Here is a 16,044-nt window from a genome sequence, read left to right on the forward strand (position 1 = left end):
ATCGTCCGAGAACCATTGCCGGCCGGGATTTTCCACGATTTTAGCCTTTACTCACAAAAACACAATATGCTGATTTTACAGAAAATAATTAATCGTGAAAAAGCATGGATTCCCCCTAAGCATTCTCAGCGTCCTGACCGATAAGAGGTTCAACTGCGAATGAAAATCTGATTGCCAGATACGCATAGCAGTCATTCCACAGGTTACGAGAGAATATGGCCGCAGGGACGTGGCCAGAGGCTGTCGCAACGGGATGAAGGGAGAACTTGGGGAGGACGTGAGACATCCTCCCACTGACTTCAATAACCCAGGGAGGGGTTAATGAAGGGTTATAATGAAAGCCGCGCCTGCCGCGTGGCCAATATAGAGACCGAGCAGGTCTTCGACGACTTTGACGCAATCGAATCTGACCGTCCCCACCGGGATAGCCCTGATGAACGCGCCCTAAAGATCGCCCGCCTCAAAGCCAAGGTTAACGCCGGGGAATACGAGCCGGATGTCATGGATATCGCCAAGCTGCTCACGTCGGCCATGGACCCGACACTGTAGTCCACTCCAACACAAACGGCCCGGAATGTTTTCATTCCGGGCCGTTTGTGTTGAGAGCCCCCCCCTTTGTTGCACACAAAAAAGACCCGAATCGCATACAGCGACTCGGGTCAAATGATATACAGACTCCGACCATTTCGGCCGGACACGACTTTCGTCTATTTATTGGAATCCACGTACCATCCGCTGGACTTGGTCAACAGGTCCTGCACGCGACCCACAAGGGCGTGAGGATCAGTGAGATAGCCTTCAAGCAATAAAGCGGACTCGAAGAGCTGGTTGGCAGCCTGATCGATGAACGAATCGTTCTCGTCCTTCTTGAAGATGGTCAGCATATTGCGAACAAGCGCGTGATCAGGGTTAATCTCCAGCACCTTTTGGGGAATGGAGGAATCCTTGCTCATGACGCGCATAATCTTATCCATGGACGAGGTCACATTACCGTCAGGATTGGCCAGGCAAACCGGAGAATCCGACAGGCGAGTAGAGGCCTTGACCTCGGTCACACCATCGCCCAGCACGTCCTTAATGCGAACAAGCAACTTGTCGAGCGTGGACTGCTGATCGTCGGACAATGCTTCGGGCTTGTCTTCCTTTTCCAGAGATTCGAACTGGTCGAGCTTAGATACATCGGCGTGCTCAGCGGAAACGAGTGTGTACCCATCAAAGTCACGCAGAGAGTCCATTACGAACTCGTCGATTGGTTCATAGAGGTACAGGACCTCAATTCCTTTCTTACGGAAAACTTCAAGGTGTGGCGACAGCCCCAAAGCTTCACGACTGGGACCATATGCGTAGTAAATTTCCTTCTGTTCTTCCTTGGCGCGGGTGATGTACTCGGCGAACGAGGACAGTCCCTTGTCATCTTCGGAAGCGGAAGAATTGAAACGGACGAGATTGCCGAACTTGTCCTTGTTCAGGAAATCCATGTAACCGGCCTTGAACAGCTCTCCATGGGCATTCCAGAACTCAGCATAACGGTCAGCATTGTCCTTGGCCATCTTGTCGAGATGATTCAATACCTGCTTGACCAGCGTGGAGCTGATCTTGCGCATGAGAATGTTGTCCTGCAATGTTTCACGAGAAATATTCAACGGCAGGTCTTCAGTGTCTACCACTCCCTTGACGAAGGCGAGGTATTCCGGGAGCAAATCTTTGTTCTGCTTTTCGATAAGCACACGACGCACATACAGGTCGAGTCCACGATTCTCACGGCCCATGCCGAACGGGTCGCCGCCTTCATTGGGAATGAACATCAAAGCATTGAACTGAACCGGCGCATCAACCGTCGTATGCAAAGTGTCAAACGGGTCCTCGGAATCAAAGGTGAGGAACTTGTAGAACTCGGCATACTGCTCCGGCTTGATCTGAAACTTCGGTTCGCGCCAAAGAGCCTGAATGGTGTTAACACGATCCTCGCCCACAAAAATAGGGAAGTTGATGAAGTTGGAATGCGTATTAACGACATGTTTGAGATGCGCTTCGTTGGTAAACTGCGAGGCCATGTCTTCCTTGAGGAAGACGGTGATCTCTGTGCCGTGCGGACGATCTTCGTCCAATTCCTGCAACTTGTAGTCGGTCCGACCATCAGAGGTCCAAGCAATGGCTTTGGCATCCGGCTCGATAGAACGAGTGGTGACGGTCACTTCGTCAGCAACCATATACACGGAATAGAACCCAACACCGAAACGACCAATCAGGGAATCAAGAGACTCCTTGCCTTCCTCGGCCAGACGGGCCAACTCGGCAGTGCCGGAATGGGCGATAGTACCAATATTGCGCATCAACTCATCACGCGTCATACCGATACCGGTATCCGTGATGGTCAGTGTCTTGGCATCTTCATCGGCGGTGATACGAATTTCCGGAGCAATCTCAGGTTCGCCACTGTCGGACTGCGCCTTGAAACGGACTTTTTCCAATGCGTCAGATGCGTTGGAAATCAATTCGCGCAGGAAAATTTCTTTATTGGTATAAAGGGAATGAACCAGAATTTCGAGAAGTTGGCTGACCTCAGCCTTGAATTTGTGCGTAGTTTTTCGACCCATGAGTGTTCCTCCAATCAAATGATATGAACGCCCGCCGAGTGAGCAACAGGACTCACCCGGCGGGACTTGCTGTAAAATGTGTGTGTTCGGGAAATAACGCCCCTGAACAGGGACTAGGTAGATACTGATTTTATCTTGTCAAGAAGGTACTTTTCCATTTCACGGCGGTCCTTTCTAAGCCGGACCATTTCCGCCTCCATAACAGCGAGTTTTTCCTTGAGTTCCTGGTTCTCACTTTTGAGGGCTTCGGTCTCTTCCATAGTATTTGTAATGCGCCCGGCCGCTTCTTCCAGTCCACTGCGGATATCGGACACATCCGGCGGTTCTCCGCCGCCCTGATCAAGGACAGAACGGATACCCTCTCCCACGGATTTAGCAATTTCAAGACCAATGGCGGCGGCCATTTTCATGGCAGGTTCCATGGCGTTGACTGACACCACCGCCGGAGTTTCACCACCGCTCGGCACAGGCATGGCATCGGCCTGAAGTGGATAATTATGAGATAACTGATCCATGACATCGCGGGCTGTATGCCCTTCTTTGAGCAAACGAGAGATAGTCCCGAAAATCTCTATGGCTTCGGGCTTGAACCGCTTCTGGCGCCCACGCCCTACAGAAGGCAAATGCTGAGCGAACCGATTCTTCCAATAATGCACCGTGGACTCGGGCAGCTCCAACTCGCGGGCGATCTCGGCCACGGAAAGCACTTTCTTGCCAGTCATGTCACACTCCCTTAAAGACCTTGTTGTTCTTCATTGGAGTACATAATAATAAAGCTTACCACAAGTGAAAAACATTTCCATCCACTTCATATTAAAGAATTTTTACAGCAGAACACAATCTCACCCAATGGTTGTGGTTGATATTCTTGATTTTTTCTAGACTTTTAATAGATTCCTCGACATAGAAAAAAGCATGCCGCCAGGAATGTATGCATGGTGCGGTTTGCGCTCAATGGAATATCTCTTTATGGTCGTGCGGTCGTCTCACGTTTTGCCTCACCAAAGGAACGCACTAAACATGAAATCGTTTTTCACATCTCAAGCTGCTTACCTGTCGCTCAGGTTGATCATTGGTGGATTATTTCTCTACGCTGGAGTCCTCAAGCTCTCGAATCCTTATGATTTTGCCATGACCATCAACCTCTACGGGCTGGTCACGTGGCGTATGTCCACGGCATTGTCATATATTATCCCGTGCATCGAGATTATCAGTGGATTGGGGCTGATCCTGAACATCAGAGGAGCGTTGATTTTGGTTGTGGCACAGTTGTTGGGGTTCATGGTCGTACTTCTGTATGCCCTGCATCTCGGACTGGACGCGGACTGCGGGTGTTTCGGCACGCCGCGCGCCACGGACAACGACCCGGTTGGACCGCTTGAAGCTTTCATTCGTGATGGCGCCATGCTTTCAGCCTGTGCAATCATGTATTGGCAACGTACAGTCGAAACCAATATCCCTCGTCTACTGTTACGATCTTTTTCCAAAAGCGCATAAAAAAGGCCGCTTGATAACGGCCTTTTCAACTCCAACTTACTGCACCAACTGCCATGTGCCATCAGGCTGTCTGTACGCCTTGGCATAAACGGTTTCCATCTTGCCATCTGGCATACGCGCTCTCAGTGTCACATCCCGCTCAATGCGTCCGTCATTATACCGGCGGGGCGGCTGAGGAATGGCTTGGTGGTGCATACGTGTATCCGGGTTGGTCCACTGCGAAGTCTGACCAGAAGGCATGGTTTCCAAAGTATTTGTGATCTGCCGTTCATCATAGTCATCATACTTTTCCATTTCATTACCAACTATATAACCAACCAACAGCCCTGTTCCAGCACCAATGGCCGCACCGGAAACCTTGTTATTAAATGTTAACGCGCCCAATGTGGCTCCAGCGAGTGTGCCGAGTGTCGCGGCATTTTGCGCGGTGGTTGTCTTACAGCCTGTCAACAACGCTATCATCAGGGTCAGGACTATTAAAATTCTCATGGGTATCTCCTCATTTTTTGCCACCGAGGGCAGAGTGTAGGCCTTGCAGGCGGCTTTCTCTCATACTGTTTTGTTGGATATGAGCAAGGAGTGTACCGTTTTAAATACTTTGAAATCATTGAATATTTAGAATTTTTGAAAAATCCTGTGAGCGCAAATTGTGGACAGGGACGCAAAAATTGTTCTCTTTGAGAAAGAGGGGCATCTTTTTTGGTGGGCGTTGTGTGCTTCGCAATGAGGATGCAAACGACATTGTTTCAAAGGTTTCGCCTTTACGGCGACCTGCTTTTTTTGAGGCGAAAAAAAGGAGGCAAAAAACGCCTTCTTCGTTGTGCCCCTGATAACGGACCCAAGAGCCTGTACACGGCTCCACTGCCCGACAGGATTGTCTGTGACACAGAACAGGACAGGCTCTAATGTTCGCTATCAATTGCTCGTCGTTGTAAGGGATTTCTCGTTGTAGGTGTTCATTTTTGATTCTAGGTTCTTCGATAGCCATCAATAATTTTGAGATGTTAACTTTTCAATGCTGTTTTTCTTTCAAAGGTACTTTCTTTTTACCAACCAAACGAAAATCTAATCCGCTCTTCGCTCACCATAAAGGGCCTTGGGGTGTTCCAACACCCCAACACCGCTCTTTCTCCAAAGACAATTTCTTCCCTTCCCAACCAGACGAAGACGGGACCCAGCCCTTGATCGGCGGCTTAGAAGCTGACCAATCGAAGGCGACGGCTCTCGTAAGGGGATTAGATGATTTGTCTTAAACTGAAGGATAAAGGGAGAGGAAGGACTTATGCTTTTGACAGGGTGGAGCCGACTCGATTGGATCAGATTCTTACCGCCGATCATGGGGGCGGCCAAGCTCGTGAGCCGAGTTTTTTGGTTCTTTTTGGGGCGGCTCAGCCAAAAAGATCCGCCGCCCGCGCAGGGCATGGAAAGCGTTGGGTGCTTCAGCACCCAAAAATGACTCTCGCCGAAGGCGCATTTTCAAAAGAAAGGCCGCATGAAAGCGGCCATCCTTACTTCTTATTTCCCGTCGGGGTTTACCCCCGACTGCTTCATCACAACTTATAGGAGTCAGGTATCTCAGGCATAGCCCCTGAACATCCACAAACGTACGCCGCCACCTTGGTGGCATACTCATTAATCTCATCAAGCGACTGCCCATCAAGATACGCAAGCACCATAGCAGCAGTAAACGAATCCCCCGCTCCAATCGTATCAACGACCTCAACAGGAACCCCCGGCAAATCAGAAATTTCATCAGGCGACATGATCAAACTGCCCTTGTCTCCACGGGTCAACACCGCCAACTTGAGGGAATGTCTCAGCATGAGTGCTTCCAGAGCTTCCCGCTCGCCAACAGGCAACGACAACATCTTTCGTACCATGACAAGTTCGTCATCATTGATCTTCAACACATCGGCTACATCAAGAGACCGACCAATGACCTCAGGCGTATAAAAACTCTGTCGTAAATTAATATCATACACCCTAAGCGCTCTGGAAGCAGCACCAAGAAATTGATGAATCGCCCGTCTAGAAGTTTCAGACCTTTGAGCCAATGTACCGAAACACACTGCGCCGGCCTTGGCTGCCAACGCAATGGCAGTATCGTTCAACGACAAAAAATCCCACGCTACATCATCGGGAAAAGCATAGGTTGCCACACCATGCCTATCAATTTTCGCATTTACTGTACCGGTAGGATGTACAGGATCAATACTTACACCATCAATGTTCACCCCACGAGCAGCCAAAAGCGACAATGCCTCACGGCCTAGTTTATCATCCCCCACGCAGGAAACAGGAACCCCTGCCCCACCGAGACCATTCATATGATAGGCAAAGTTGGCAGGCGCACCGCCAAGCATCCGTTTATAGGGCAACACATCCCAAAGGATCTCACCCAAACCGACAGCGAAAACAGGCTCCATGGTTATCCTGCCCTCTCCACGATCTTCTGTAACCGGGCCTCGGCTCTGGCGCGTAATTCACCCTGACCGGAAATAACGAGCTTTTCCAAAAGGGCGATAAAATTATTCAACGCAGGTTCCATAAGCGGATGACTCGGTCCGAGTGCGTATTCATAGGCAGCCAACCCATTATCAAAATAATCGAAGGATTCTTCCACCCGACCGACAGAATCAAGCAGTAATCCCATATTGCACATGGCCTGCGCCGTTTCCGGATGATCCGGGCCGTAAACCTGCTCACGAATGGCAAGACTCGTCTTGAAATGTTCCTCGGCTTTCGCCGCGTTGCCAAGTCGATCATACAGCAAGGCTACCGTGTTATGATCTCCGGCCACTTCCGGGTGATGGTCGCCGTAGAGCCTACGGTTGATAACAAGCCCCTGCTCTGCCAATTCCAAAGCCTGTTCCGGTTGATCCATGGCCTCGTACAGCAGGGCCATATTTGAAAGACAGGACGCCGTGGCAGGATGACCTTCACCCTGCGTAGCACGTAATACGGTCAGGCACTCTTCAAACGTGGCCTTGGCTTCATCAAAACACCCACGAGCCTGACGAATCACGCCTAAGCTGTTGAGAATCGGCGCGGTCGCGACATTGCCCTCGGTAAAAATTTCTTTTTGCAACTCAAGACAGGCCATAAATGTCGCTTCGGCCCGATCAAAATCATCAGCGGCCCAATAGACTGTTGCCAGTCCTTCGAGATCGGCCACAATATCGGGATGCTGCCCGCCCTTCAGAGCCACATCCACCGCCATGGCCGCTTCCAAGAACTCGACGGCCTCTGCGTACTGTTGTTGATGATAGAGCGAAAAACCCGTCTGATGCAAAACTCTGTTGGCAGCGGCGGTATTCACACCAAGCTCGCTCACAAGATCCCGACAGGCTTGAATATGTGGCATAAGCCACTGCACCGTGGGCCAATTCTGTGGTTCTGCGTCTGGCAGGGCAAGATTAAGACCATAGATGGCTCGTCCCGCCCAATCCAACGTCTGTTCTTCATTCATGGAAGCCCGAAGTTCAGTCCGAACATCTTGCTTGAGCGCAAAAATCTGATTGTCCGCGTCCACATCGATCAGCTCATACGTCACAAGTGGGTCAATCAATGCCGTAGCTGCAAAAAAGGCCGCTGCCGGATTAATCAGCGCGGGATTATGAGGGGTCCCGTCCATGGACAGGGCGTAATCATAGGGGAGCGGCGAATCAGCCAACATGGCTGCCATGAACAAAGCTTCGGCCCCACCCGGGGCATCCTTCTCCACTATGCCTATAGCTTCCAAAATCGCTTCACTGCTTCGGTATTCATTCTGCTCGGTCACGGATAACTCCTTGGTTGGCTAACACACGGTTCCACTATCCCGTTTGCACAGGGAATTCAAGGCAGGCACAGAATATGACCACACACATGAAACACAAAAGACGCTGCCCGGACCAAACCGGACAGCGTCTCAAAGACCGTATGTCATACAGAATTATCGTTTAACGCTGATAAGTGTGTTTAGCATGGAATCACTGGTAGAAATAACCTTGGTATTAGCCTGAAATCCTCGCTGAGTGAGAATCATGTTGGCAAATTCCTGGGCCATATCCACATTACTTCCCTCAAGAGTATTTCCTGAGATTGTCCCACGGCCACCGTCCTTGGCAACGCCCGCCATGGCCGCCCCTGAATCCTGTGTAGCCGTAAAATTAGTTGACCCGGAACGATCCAGGCCCCACGGACTGTTAAACCGATACATGGCGACCTGATACAAGGCCTCACTCTGATTATTGCTAAAATGACCGGTCAAGAATCCCTCGTCATCAACGCTGACGTTTCGAAGATATCCCCAACTGTATCCGTTCTGAATATGATACATGGTGGAAGACGGTGAATCATAACTGGTGGAGACGCGTGCGTCACGATTCATCTCACCCATTTGGGCAAGGTTGCCCACGTCTGTTCCCACGGACGCGGGAGATCCTGCGCCGGAAAGCCATGTGGAATTGTCAGAATTAATGCCGAAATCATAAGAAATTGTCCGACTTTGCCCAACGGCTCCACCATTACTCCCAAACGTGTATGTCACCTGAGGCAATCCATCTTCACTAAACGTACTGGGTGTCCACGCCCCAAGACTCGTGCCGCCGCTCGCAACAGTTGGGTCCAAAGAATAAGCGGCCTGTCCCACCAGTATGCCCTGATCATTGAAAGTTAGGACTCCGACACCGGCTAACCCTGCGGAAGAGGTGCCATAGGCACTGGAACCGTCAGACTCGGAAGGCATCGCCACAAGATATTCCCAATAGCTGTATCCCGGCACGGCGTTCGAAAGATTGTTGGCACTGACGGGGTCAAAATAAACCGTCATTTCGTGCCCGCCACCTTCTTCATCATATACGGTGATACTTGAAGAATACTCAGGCAAATCTCCACCGAATGGAGTGGAGGCATTACTCTGAGTGGTATTGTACGCCTGAAGCATGGAAAACATCGGATTGTTGGAATCGGTAAAAAGATCGGCAGCGGAATGATTCAGGTTCGTAACCATTTCCACAGATGACGTTGCAAGCGGTTCGGAACGAACTAGACGAGCTGGTTCCCCGTCCACTATGACATCTTCATATGGAAGCTGTATGTCGGAAACACCTGCTGCCACTTCGCCTGTTTCGCGATCAATGGCATACCCTTGCAGACGGTAATCATGAGCATTCACAAGATAAGCTTCATTATTAAAACGAAATGCTCCGGCACGGGTATAATTTGAGGCCCCGGCAGTCGCACCGTTCACGTTGCGTACGCCAAAGAACCCCTGCCCGGAAATGGCAAGATCTGTGGACGTATCGGTGTTCTCCAACGCCCCAGGTTTGAAGATAGTCCTGATTTCGGACACCCCTACACCCTTGCCTATTTGGCTCATGGCATAACTGCCCGATTGGTTCTGAGAACCACTCGTTCCGAGCTGCTGACTCATGAGCGTCCCGAACTGAACGTCTGCTCGTTTATAGCCAGTGGTACTAACGTTGGCGAGGTTGTTGGCCACCACCTGCATACTGGCATTGTGGGCGACCACCCCGGTAGCCCCAACATACATACTACTAAAACTCATACTTCCTCCAATCCGGTCTCTGCCGAATATGGTGGGAACCTCCAGGAGACCCATTCCCGGAAAAAAATTCCCGATTCCTTCTCTCCAGAGGAATGAGCAAGGTGTATGCCATATGAATTCAGTTGTTATTTCAACGCGAAAGCCATGAAAAGGAGTAGGCATATCGTTCCCCTGCCCCATATTTCCCTGAATTACCTACACACAAAAGAAGAACCCGAGCCAACCATGTTTCCCCTTGCCACCCACACGCCTCCCGCGTAGTCTAGCTCGACTTTATAAAAGAGTGACATCAACCAAACAATGGAGACAAAGAATATGAAACGGATGATTACCCTGCTTCTGGCTGCAACCCTCTGCCTCGGCCTGATGGCCTGCAACCAGCAGGAAACCTCGGTCAAGATCGGCGTCGTAGACGAAGCAGCCGCCTTCAAAGACAACAAGGTCGCTCAAGGCGCCATGGCATACCTCAAGGAAGTTGGTACGCCGTTGCAGACCAAGGCTGAAACCGCTTACAAAGCCATGCAGGAAAACCAGAGCGAAGAAACCGTGGCAGCGTACAAACTGGCCATGGGCGAATTGCAGAACACCATGGGCACTGAGCAGCAACGCGTTGTCGGCTTGGTGGAAAAAGAATTCAGCAATGCATTGGAAGCTTACCGCGCCGAAAAAGGCCTGGAAGTCATCCTGAGCAAGCAGTCCGTCATCGCTTCCAGCGATACTGTCGACATCACCAGCGACATTGTTGCTGCCATGGACGGCGTGACCGTTGACTTCACCAAACCCGAAGCTCCGGCCGCACCAGAAGAAGCCAAGGCCGAAACAGTCGCCCCGGAAGAAGTTAAGGCTGAAGAGACCAAACCCGCTGAATAAGAAAACTCTCATTCAAGAATAAAGGCCTGTCCACGCTGTGGACAGGCCTTCTGTTTTTTCTTCAACAAAAGTCTTTATCTATCAGCCTTAAACTCTCTCAATAAGATATATACCTGCTTCAAAAGACTAACAAAAGTTGCAAGCATCACACGCACTGAATCCAGTTTTCCTTCACGAGCAGCCAATTCCATATCAAAGGCAAGCTCGGACAAAGCATCTGTACGAACCACGCCGCACATGCCCTTGAGCGAATGTGCCATTTTCGAAGTCGTGACAGCGTCATTCGCATCCAACGCTTCAAGAAGGGATTGCATTCTTAGCGGACAGTCTTCCAAAAAAGCACCTATCAGCTCGCATGCCAATTCTTCATCATCGGCCAAACTTGCCAAAAAAGCATCCTTGTCGAATAAACTCTGAGCCATAGATCTACTCCATACGTGAGAGAATTCCGACGTTTCAGGTATCATTTTGAATAAAGGAATAAAAGAAATATCACACCTTGAGATAAAAACAAAATAGCCGAGAAAGGAATACGACACCTGCTAGCCGCACACGCAACCGCCTCCGGCGAGCCAATCCCATCGCCCGTCCGAAAAGGACAAAAGTACTTCTTGTACTGTTCGATGCGCACAATTGTTCAGGCATATTTTGTTGGGACGTTTCTTGAAAGCATCTGAAACCTTACAGGCGTACGAATAATGAGACCGAACCCAAACATTATTCTCTGGATTGACCGACAGAATATACTTATAAGCCTGGTCCGCAGAAGCCCCTCCCTGTCTGGGAGCAGCGACCACCGTGGGTTGGTCAAGCAGCAACGAACGGTGCTTGTTCAAAAAAGAAAGTGTCGTATCTCCACAAAAAAGAGCGCCACAGGAAGCATCTCCATAGCGCAACACCAGCCCTTTGCCTTTACAAAAGGGACGATACGCCGCCGACAACAAAATTTCAGGGGTGACAATTTGCGGCACTCCCTCCCAAAATTTAACTTCCACACCATTGACCATTTTGAAAGGGTGTCGAGGGACAAGATGTTCCTCAAGCTGGCCAGTCTGCTTGAAATAACGAACATTCCCGTCGATGCTCGCCGTCAACGCCATGGTCATAACAGCCAGGGCTATACCCTTGGCTGCGGACTTCCGTCCCCTGTAGCCGTCCCCAGGCATGGCGTCGGCTTCATGGTGCAACAAACGTCCGCACAAGAGGACAACCTCTTCCACACCTCCCCAATCTCGGAAGCCTCGTCCCAGAACACGCAAAACCTGTCCAACGCCCCCAGGCGCACCGACCACCCTTCCGGCAACCTGCTCTGAGAGAACTTCCAACGACGTATTCAACACATTCTTCGCACTTCCGCCCATGGCGGTACGCCCGAAGCAGGCGGCCACTCCCAATGCGACAAGTATGGCGGCACTCTTGAGCCATTCCCCATCCGATGTCGAATGTAATGAGTACCCAACAAAATTCACATCTTCGGGAACCGACCAGCCGCACAGGTCGAACCACCCTGGCCAGTCATTATTGAAACCACGAGCAAGCAGAGGCATGGTCCCCACCCAATCCGGGAGCCAATATTCCGAGACTTTGTACCCCTCTTCCATGAGATCAAGAATACCGCCCAATCGCTCCGGGCTCGGAGATGTGCACACGGCAGCACGAATTTTGCCCACTATGCGTTCATGAAGCATCTCTGGCAAAAAACCTGAAAGAGAACCACCGTCCACGAGATAAACACCCCGAGAACTCCGAAGTAAATACGCGTCCCCACATCGGACCGGAAGCATTCTGAATTGCGTCAAACCGCCATAATCCTTGCATTCGTTAGATCAACGGCACAAATTAGGACATAATATATTAAACATGTCAATCTATATTGGCTGTACTGGATAATGACAAGAATCCGTCCTTCAAAAAGCCATGGAATTACCACAACCTGCAAAAGAATCCACAATTGATCAACGAGTCAATTTGCTTTTTATACAAATTAATTCAAATATTTATGACAAAGCTGTTCAAAATTTGCAAAAAAGAAATTATTCGTTGACAAGGGCTGGCCCGGTCATTATATGCACCAAGTTAAAAAATAACGGGAGACACCTATACATGAAAATATTACTCAACTACGTCATCACTGCGACCCTGTGTGCGGTCATTACAGTCATGGCTGTGGTTGTTGTCGTCAAACAACAACGCATCGACGATCTCAGCCACAGGCTCACTTTGGCTCAAAAGACCGCCATTGCGCGCAAACAGCTTGTTGAAGAAGCCCGTCTTCTTCAAAAAGCCATGAATATGTCGCCGGTCCGCACGGTCACAGTTACCGCTTACAATCCGACCACTGACCAGTGTGACGCCGATCCGCTCATCGCGGCATCCATGCGCAAAGTACGTTCCGGCACCATTGCCGTTTCCCGCGACCTCTTCGACCAAGGCTGGGTATTCGGCCGCAAGGTTCGTATCGAAGGTTACGGTATATTTGAAATCAACGACCTCATGAACAAACGCTTCACCCAACGCATCGACATCTTCATGTGGGATGAAGGCCAGGCCAGAAACTTTGGTAAAAAGAATATCAAGGCAGCTCTGCTGGAAATCTAGTTCAGTTGAAATAACAAAAACAAAACCCTTGGAAGCATATGCTTCCAAGGGTTTTGTTTTTGGCGAATTCTTTTGCTATGCTTAAAAAAAACTCATCTCAGCTTCGTCATTAACGAAGAGGATGAACGTACCCCATAATATCAATTCATTAATTTCAAAGAAAACGGCAATATGGAAGAATGAAATGGAACAAAGCGAAAAGACAGGATTCACCACGTTGGAATTTCAAAAGATCATGCTCCTGCTGGCTGAAAAACGGACAGCTCACACGACTCTCAGATCAGGCGTGGCTGTTTGCGCCTTTACATTGACCATAATATCATTTCTCATTGCACTTTCTGCTCATTCCAAAGATAAAATAAATGTTATTTTGCTAACATTTGTCCTTGTCGGTGCCACCCTTTTATTTCTGGGGGGAGGGTATTTGCTCATAAGAGGTTTTATGAGAATGCGCTTTCATGATAAACTTATTTTGAAAATGTTACAGGCGAACAAAGAACTGGCAACCTTATTCTATCATAAGCAATAAATATATCAGACTAAAAAGGCAAAAAATGTACTATGATATCGTTTTTCATTTTGACAAAGGAATTGATGAACTCAACATAACCATCAGCAATATAAAGAACTACTACACCGGATTGCCAAAAGAAAACTTCAAAGCTGTCTTGGTCGTAAATGGCCCCGGAATCAAGCTGATGGGTAAAGAAAGTTCGTTTTCCCCGGACCTAAAAAAACTCCACGAAAAGGGCTTGAATATACGCGTTTGCAACAATGCAATGATCCACTTCAACCTAAAATCGGAATGGCTCAACCCCGTGTGCCACATTGTTCCTGCGGGACTGCTTGAACTCGTTGATTTGCAACGCAAAGGGTTTGTCTACATCAAGCCATAAAAATCCACTATACCCCATGCTCAAAATCCCATAGAATTTTGATGCCCGTCACCCCCCCCTAGTCCAGCCAGGAAACCTCGACATCCCGACGGGCAGGAATACGTTTATAGCGATATTTGGGGTAGCCAAGCATAAGAGCGGCATAGACACCATGGCCTTCAGGAATACCGAGCATCTCACGAATGGCACAACATCCTTCTGCCACTTCCATGAGGAACCCGGCCCAACACGCCCCTATACCGTGAGCATGGGCTGCCAATTCAAGATAGGCAGCCGAAAGAGAACAATCCTCGGCAGGATTGAAACCATCTTCGGGGGCATGGGCAACAGCCACATGCGGTGCACCGTGCAATATCTTATCGAACCCCTTTTCCCAATTCTTGACCACACCGGGAAAAACAGAATGCGTCGCCATATATTCCACGGTCAACCCGGCAAGACGACGTGTAGCCAGCGGATTTCGCGTTATGATCCAACGGGCGGGCTGACCATTCTTGGCACTGGGTGCGAATCGGGACACTTTAAACAAATGATTCAACACATCCTCAGGGACAACTTTGTCCTTGTATGAACGAACAGACCTGCGGCCTTGCAAAAATTGATCAGCCTGTCCCGCCGACATTTTACGATCCTTAAGCAGGGACAGGCAGGCTTCGGGAGTCAAACCATTCGAGACCGGCATCTCTGGCAACGTGACCGCGCCCACAGGGCACACGGCAACACAGTGCCCACAATCAATACAGGTCTTTTTGGCAGCGAGACGAAGCTTGGGGAATCCATCCTTGCCATCAACAATCAGATCAAAAGGGCACTCGTCCAAACAAGCCCTACACTGTTTGCATTTGTCTTTATCAACGAACATAAATCTCTCTTTTAAAAAACATAATACTGGCTACATGGGAGAGGACGCGACGGCAGCAATGGTCGGCACAGCTTCGGTCATGATACCGCGCAAGGCTTCGGCCAATATGTCGGATTCGGAAGCGTATCCGGGAACCACTATATTTTCGACTTCGCTGGTGTATTTTTCCACATGCACAGTCTGACCGGCCTTTGAGACCATAATCTTAACTGAAACCTTTCCGGCATAGGTGGTCGTTCCGGTCTGGTTCAACTCCACGGCCAAAACCTCACCGGTCACGAGTACGGCATCACCGGGCATCACCGTGGAGGTTCTGTACTTAGGATTGCACCCGGAACTCTTGAGTTCATCAAACAACGCCCAGCCCACCCAATCGGATACGTCGGACACTGTAGAAATTGAACTATTGTCGGAGTCCTTGCCCAAACGCAAAATGGATCGTTTGTCCTCAAACTTGAAGACAACGATATCTCCCTGACAACTGGCGGAAGTCCCGGCCAAGGCGTAGGTGAGCTTAATGGCCTCATTCTTGGCGCACCCTGTGTTCAAAAAGAGCATCAAGCACAGAATAGGAAGCCATTTCATATATAATAACATTATTTTGTCTCCATCAGATTTCATCCCCTTGCGGCGGAGTCTGTGTCTTTTCATTGAACCGTTCGTCCAATTCCTGCTCCATATTATCCAGAAGCTTCCGGGTCAATTCCATCAATCGAGCCAGGTTCTCGTTGACAAAGGATTTTGCCTTTTCATCCAGTTCCTGTTCAAGGGAAGGGGAGGAGGACTCCTCGTCTTCCGAGACTGCATCCCGGCTCTTGTCAATTTCAAGCAATGCCTGAATATTTTCCAAATTCTTACGCACCAAGGCGAGTTCTTCCCTGATGGCCGTATCACGTGCTTCAGATTTAAGCTTCAAGGCTTTGAGTTCAACTTCGACAGCGGCAAGCCGTTCCGAGTCGGCAGCCGGCCCCGAACAAGCAAACAAAACGAATAAAATGCAGAGAAGTACGGCAATCGAAATGCTTTTCTTCATGACTTTCTCCTTCATAGACGATTTTTACCATAGCAGACAATCAACTGACAATCAGTGCAGTCTTCTTCACTTACCATCCGTTTTCTCAATGCTCCATCTTGATTTTACATTGAGAGTCAGTACAATGCATAATGTAAGAC

General features: G+C 49.5%; 19 protein-coding genes. 7 read left to right on the top strand and 12 right to left on the bottom strand.

Translation table 11 applies throughout. The features are described from left to right. Nucleotides 1-115: 115 nt before the first annotated feature. Nucleotides 116-286: a hypothetical protein gene (locus SYK_RS10560; RefSeq protein WP_281760227.1), complete on the bottom strand. Its 171-nt coding sequence runs from the start codon at nt 284-286 to the stop codon at nt 116-118. 35 nt (nt 287-321) lie between these two features. On the opposite strand from SYK_RS10560, the gene SYK_RS10565 reads away from it, so the two are divergent. Continuing rightward, nucleotides 322-549 carry a flagellar biosynthesis anti-sigma factor FlgM gene (locus SYK_RS10565; protein WP_281760228.1) on the top strand — a complete coding sequence of 76 codons (228 nt, stop codon included), beginning with the start codon at nt 322-324 and terminating at the stop codon, nt 547-549. A gap of 158 nt (nt 550-707) precedes the next feature. Here SYK_RS10565 and htpG read toward each other — a convergent pair whose 3' ends face one another. Both htpG and SYK_RS10575 read right to left on the bottom strand, forming a co-directional pair. Continuing rightward, nucleotides 708-2,597 carry a molecular chaperone HtpG gene (gene htpG / locus SYK_RS10570; protein WP_281760229.1) on the bottom strand — a complete coding sequence of 630 codons (1,890 nt, stop codon included), beginning with the start codon at nt 2,595-2,597 and terminating at the stop codon, nt 708-710. Between the two features lie 113 nt (nt 2,598-2,710). Then, the gene (locus SYK_RS10575; protein ID WP_281760230.1) at nt 2,711-3,319 is read right to left on the bottom strand and encodes a MerR family transcriptional regulator; all 609 of its coding nucleotides are present in this window, start codon (nt 3,317-3,319) and stop codon (nt 2,711-2,713) included. 298 nt (nt 3,320-3,617) lie between these two features. On the opposite strand from SYK_RS10575, the gene SYK_RS10580 reads away from it, so the two are divergent. Then, nucleotides 3,618-4,094, top strand: coding sequence for a DoxX family protein (locus SYK_RS10580; RefSeq protein WP_281760231.1), 477 nt, complete (start codon nt 3,618-3,620; stop codon nt 4,092-4,094). 36 nt (nt 4,095-4,130) lie between these two features. Here SYK_RS10580 and SYK_RS10585 read toward each other — a convergent pair whose 3' ends face one another. Further along, nucleotides 4,131-4,583 (bottom strand): YMGG-like glycine zipper-containing protein, encoded by a 453-nt coding sequence (locus SYK_RS10585; protein WP_281760232.1) that lies wholly within the window; start codon nt 4,581-4,583, stop codon nt 4,131-4,133. A 750-nt stretch (nt 4,584-5,333) separates the two neighbouring features. Here SYK_RS10585 and SYK_RS10590 point away from each other — a divergent pair. Continuing rightward, nucleotides 5,334-5,657 carry a hypothetical protein gene (locus tag SYK_RS10590; RefSeq protein ID WP_281760233.1) on the top strand — a complete coding sequence of 108 codons (324 nt, stop codon included), beginning with the start codon at nt 5,334-5,336 and terminating at the stop codon, nt 5,655-5,657. Here SYK_RS10590 and SYK_RS10595 read toward each other — a convergent pair. The 3 genes from SYK_RS10595 to SYK_RS10605 form a co-directional block, all read right to left on the bottom strand. Continuing rightward, nucleotides 5,645-6,520 (bottom strand): carbohydrate kinase family protein, encoded by an 876-nt coding sequence (locus SYK_RS10595; protein WP_281760234.1) that lies wholly within the window; start codon nt 6,518-6,520, stop codon nt 5,645-5,647. The two genes, SYK_RS10590 and SYK_RS10595, sit on opposite strands and share 13 nt — an antisense overlap. A gap of 2 nt (nt 6,521-6,522) precedes the next feature. After that, on the bottom strand, nt 6,523-7,875 hold the full coding sequence (locus tag SYK_RS10600; RefSeq protein ID WP_281760235.1) for a tetratricopeptide repeat protein: 1,353 nt from the start codon (nt 7,873-7,875) through the stop codon (nt 6,523-6,525). Nucleotides 7,876-8,028: 153 nt separating this feature from the next. Further along, the gene (locus SYK_RS10605) at nt 8,029-9,645 is read right to left on the bottom strand and encodes a flagellar hook protein FlgE (RefSeq protein WP_281760236.1); all 1,617 of its coding nucleotides are present in this window, start codon (nt 9,643-9,645) and stop codon (nt 8,029-8,031) included. 315 nt (nt 9,646-9,960) lie between these two features. On the opposite strand from SYK_RS10605, the gene SYK_RS10610 reads away from it, so the two are divergent. Next, complete coding sequence (locus SYK_RS10610) at nt 9,961-10,515, top strand: OmpH family outer membrane protein (RefSeq protein ID WP_281760237.1); 555 nt, start codon at nt 9,961-9,963, stop codon at nt 10,513-10,515. Nucleotides 10,516-10,589: 74 nt separating this feature from the next. On the opposite strand, the gene SYK_RS10615 is transcribed toward SYK_RS10610, so the two are convergent. Then, a complete protein-coding gene (locus SYK_RS10615; protein WP_281760238.1) occupies nt 10,590-10,937 on the bottom strand; it encodes an Hpt domain-containing protein in 348 nt (115 codons plus the stop codon). Nucleotides 10,938-11,057: 120 nt separating this feature from the next. Continuing rightward, nucleotides 11,058-12,239: a hypothetical protein gene (locus SYK_RS10620; RefSeq protein ID WP_281760239.1), complete on the bottom strand. Its 1,182-nt coding sequence runs from the start codon at nt 12,237-12,239 to the stop codon at nt 11,058-11,060. A gap of 379 nt (nt 12,240-12,618) precedes the next feature. On the opposite strand from SYK_RS10620, the gene SYK_RS10625 reads away from it, so the two are divergent. From SYK_RS10625 to SYK_RS10635, 3 genes are all read left to right on the top strand, one after another. Beyond that, nucleotides 12,619-13,113: a 3D domain-containing protein gene (locus SYK_RS10625; protein ID WP_281760240.1), complete on the top strand. Its 495-nt coding sequence runs from the start codon at nt 12,619-12,621 to the stop codon at nt 13,111-13,113. A gap of 184 nt (nt 13,114-13,297) precedes the next feature. Further along, on the top strand, nt 13,298-13,642 hold the full coding sequence (locus tag SYK_RS10630) for a hypothetical protein (protein WP_281760241.1): 345 nt from the start codon (nt 13,298-13,300) through the stop codon (nt 13,640-13,642). A gap of 25 nt (nt 13,643-13,667) precedes the next feature. Next, nucleotides 13,668-14,009 carry a DsrE family protein gene (locus SYK_RS10635; protein ID WP_281760242.1) on the top strand — a complete coding sequence of 114 codons (342 nt, stop codon included), beginning with the start codon at nt 13,668-13,670 and terminating at the stop codon, nt 14,007-14,009. A 58-nt stretch (nt 14,010-14,067) separates the two neighbouring features. Here the strand turns inward: SYK_RS10635 and SYK_RS10640 are convergent, their stop codons facing one another. Genes SYK_RS10640 through SYK_RS10650 form a run of 3 tightly spaced genes read right to left on the bottom strand, consistent with a single transcriptional unit; the run spans nt 14,068 to nt 15,904 of the window. Then, nucleotides 14,068-14,871 (bottom strand): nitroreductase family protein, encoded by an 804-nt coding sequence (locus SYK_RS10640; protein ID WP_281760243.1) that lies wholly within the window; start codon nt 14,869-14,871, stop codon nt 14,068-14,070. 30 nt (nt 14,872-14,901) lie between these two features. Next, complete coding sequence (locus SYK_RS10645) at nt 14,902-15,468, bottom strand: hypothetical protein (RefSeq protein ID WP_281760244.1); 567 nt, start codon at nt 15,466-15,468, stop codon at nt 14,902-14,904. A 13-nt stretch (nt 15,469-15,481) separates the two neighbouring features. Then, nucleotides 15,482-15,904 (bottom strand): hypothetical protein, encoded by a 423-nt coding sequence (locus SYK_RS10650; protein WP_281760245.1) that lies wholly within the window; start codon nt 15,902-15,904, stop codon nt 15,482-15,484. Nucleotides 15,905-16,044: the final 140 nt, after the last annotated feature.

The organism is Pseudodesulfovibrio nedwellii, from assembly GCF_027923765.1.
Taxonomy (GTDB): Bacteria; Desulfobacterota; Desulfovibrionia; order Desulfovibrionales; family Desulfovibrionaceae; genus Pseudodesulfovibrio; species Pseudodesulfovibrio nedwellii.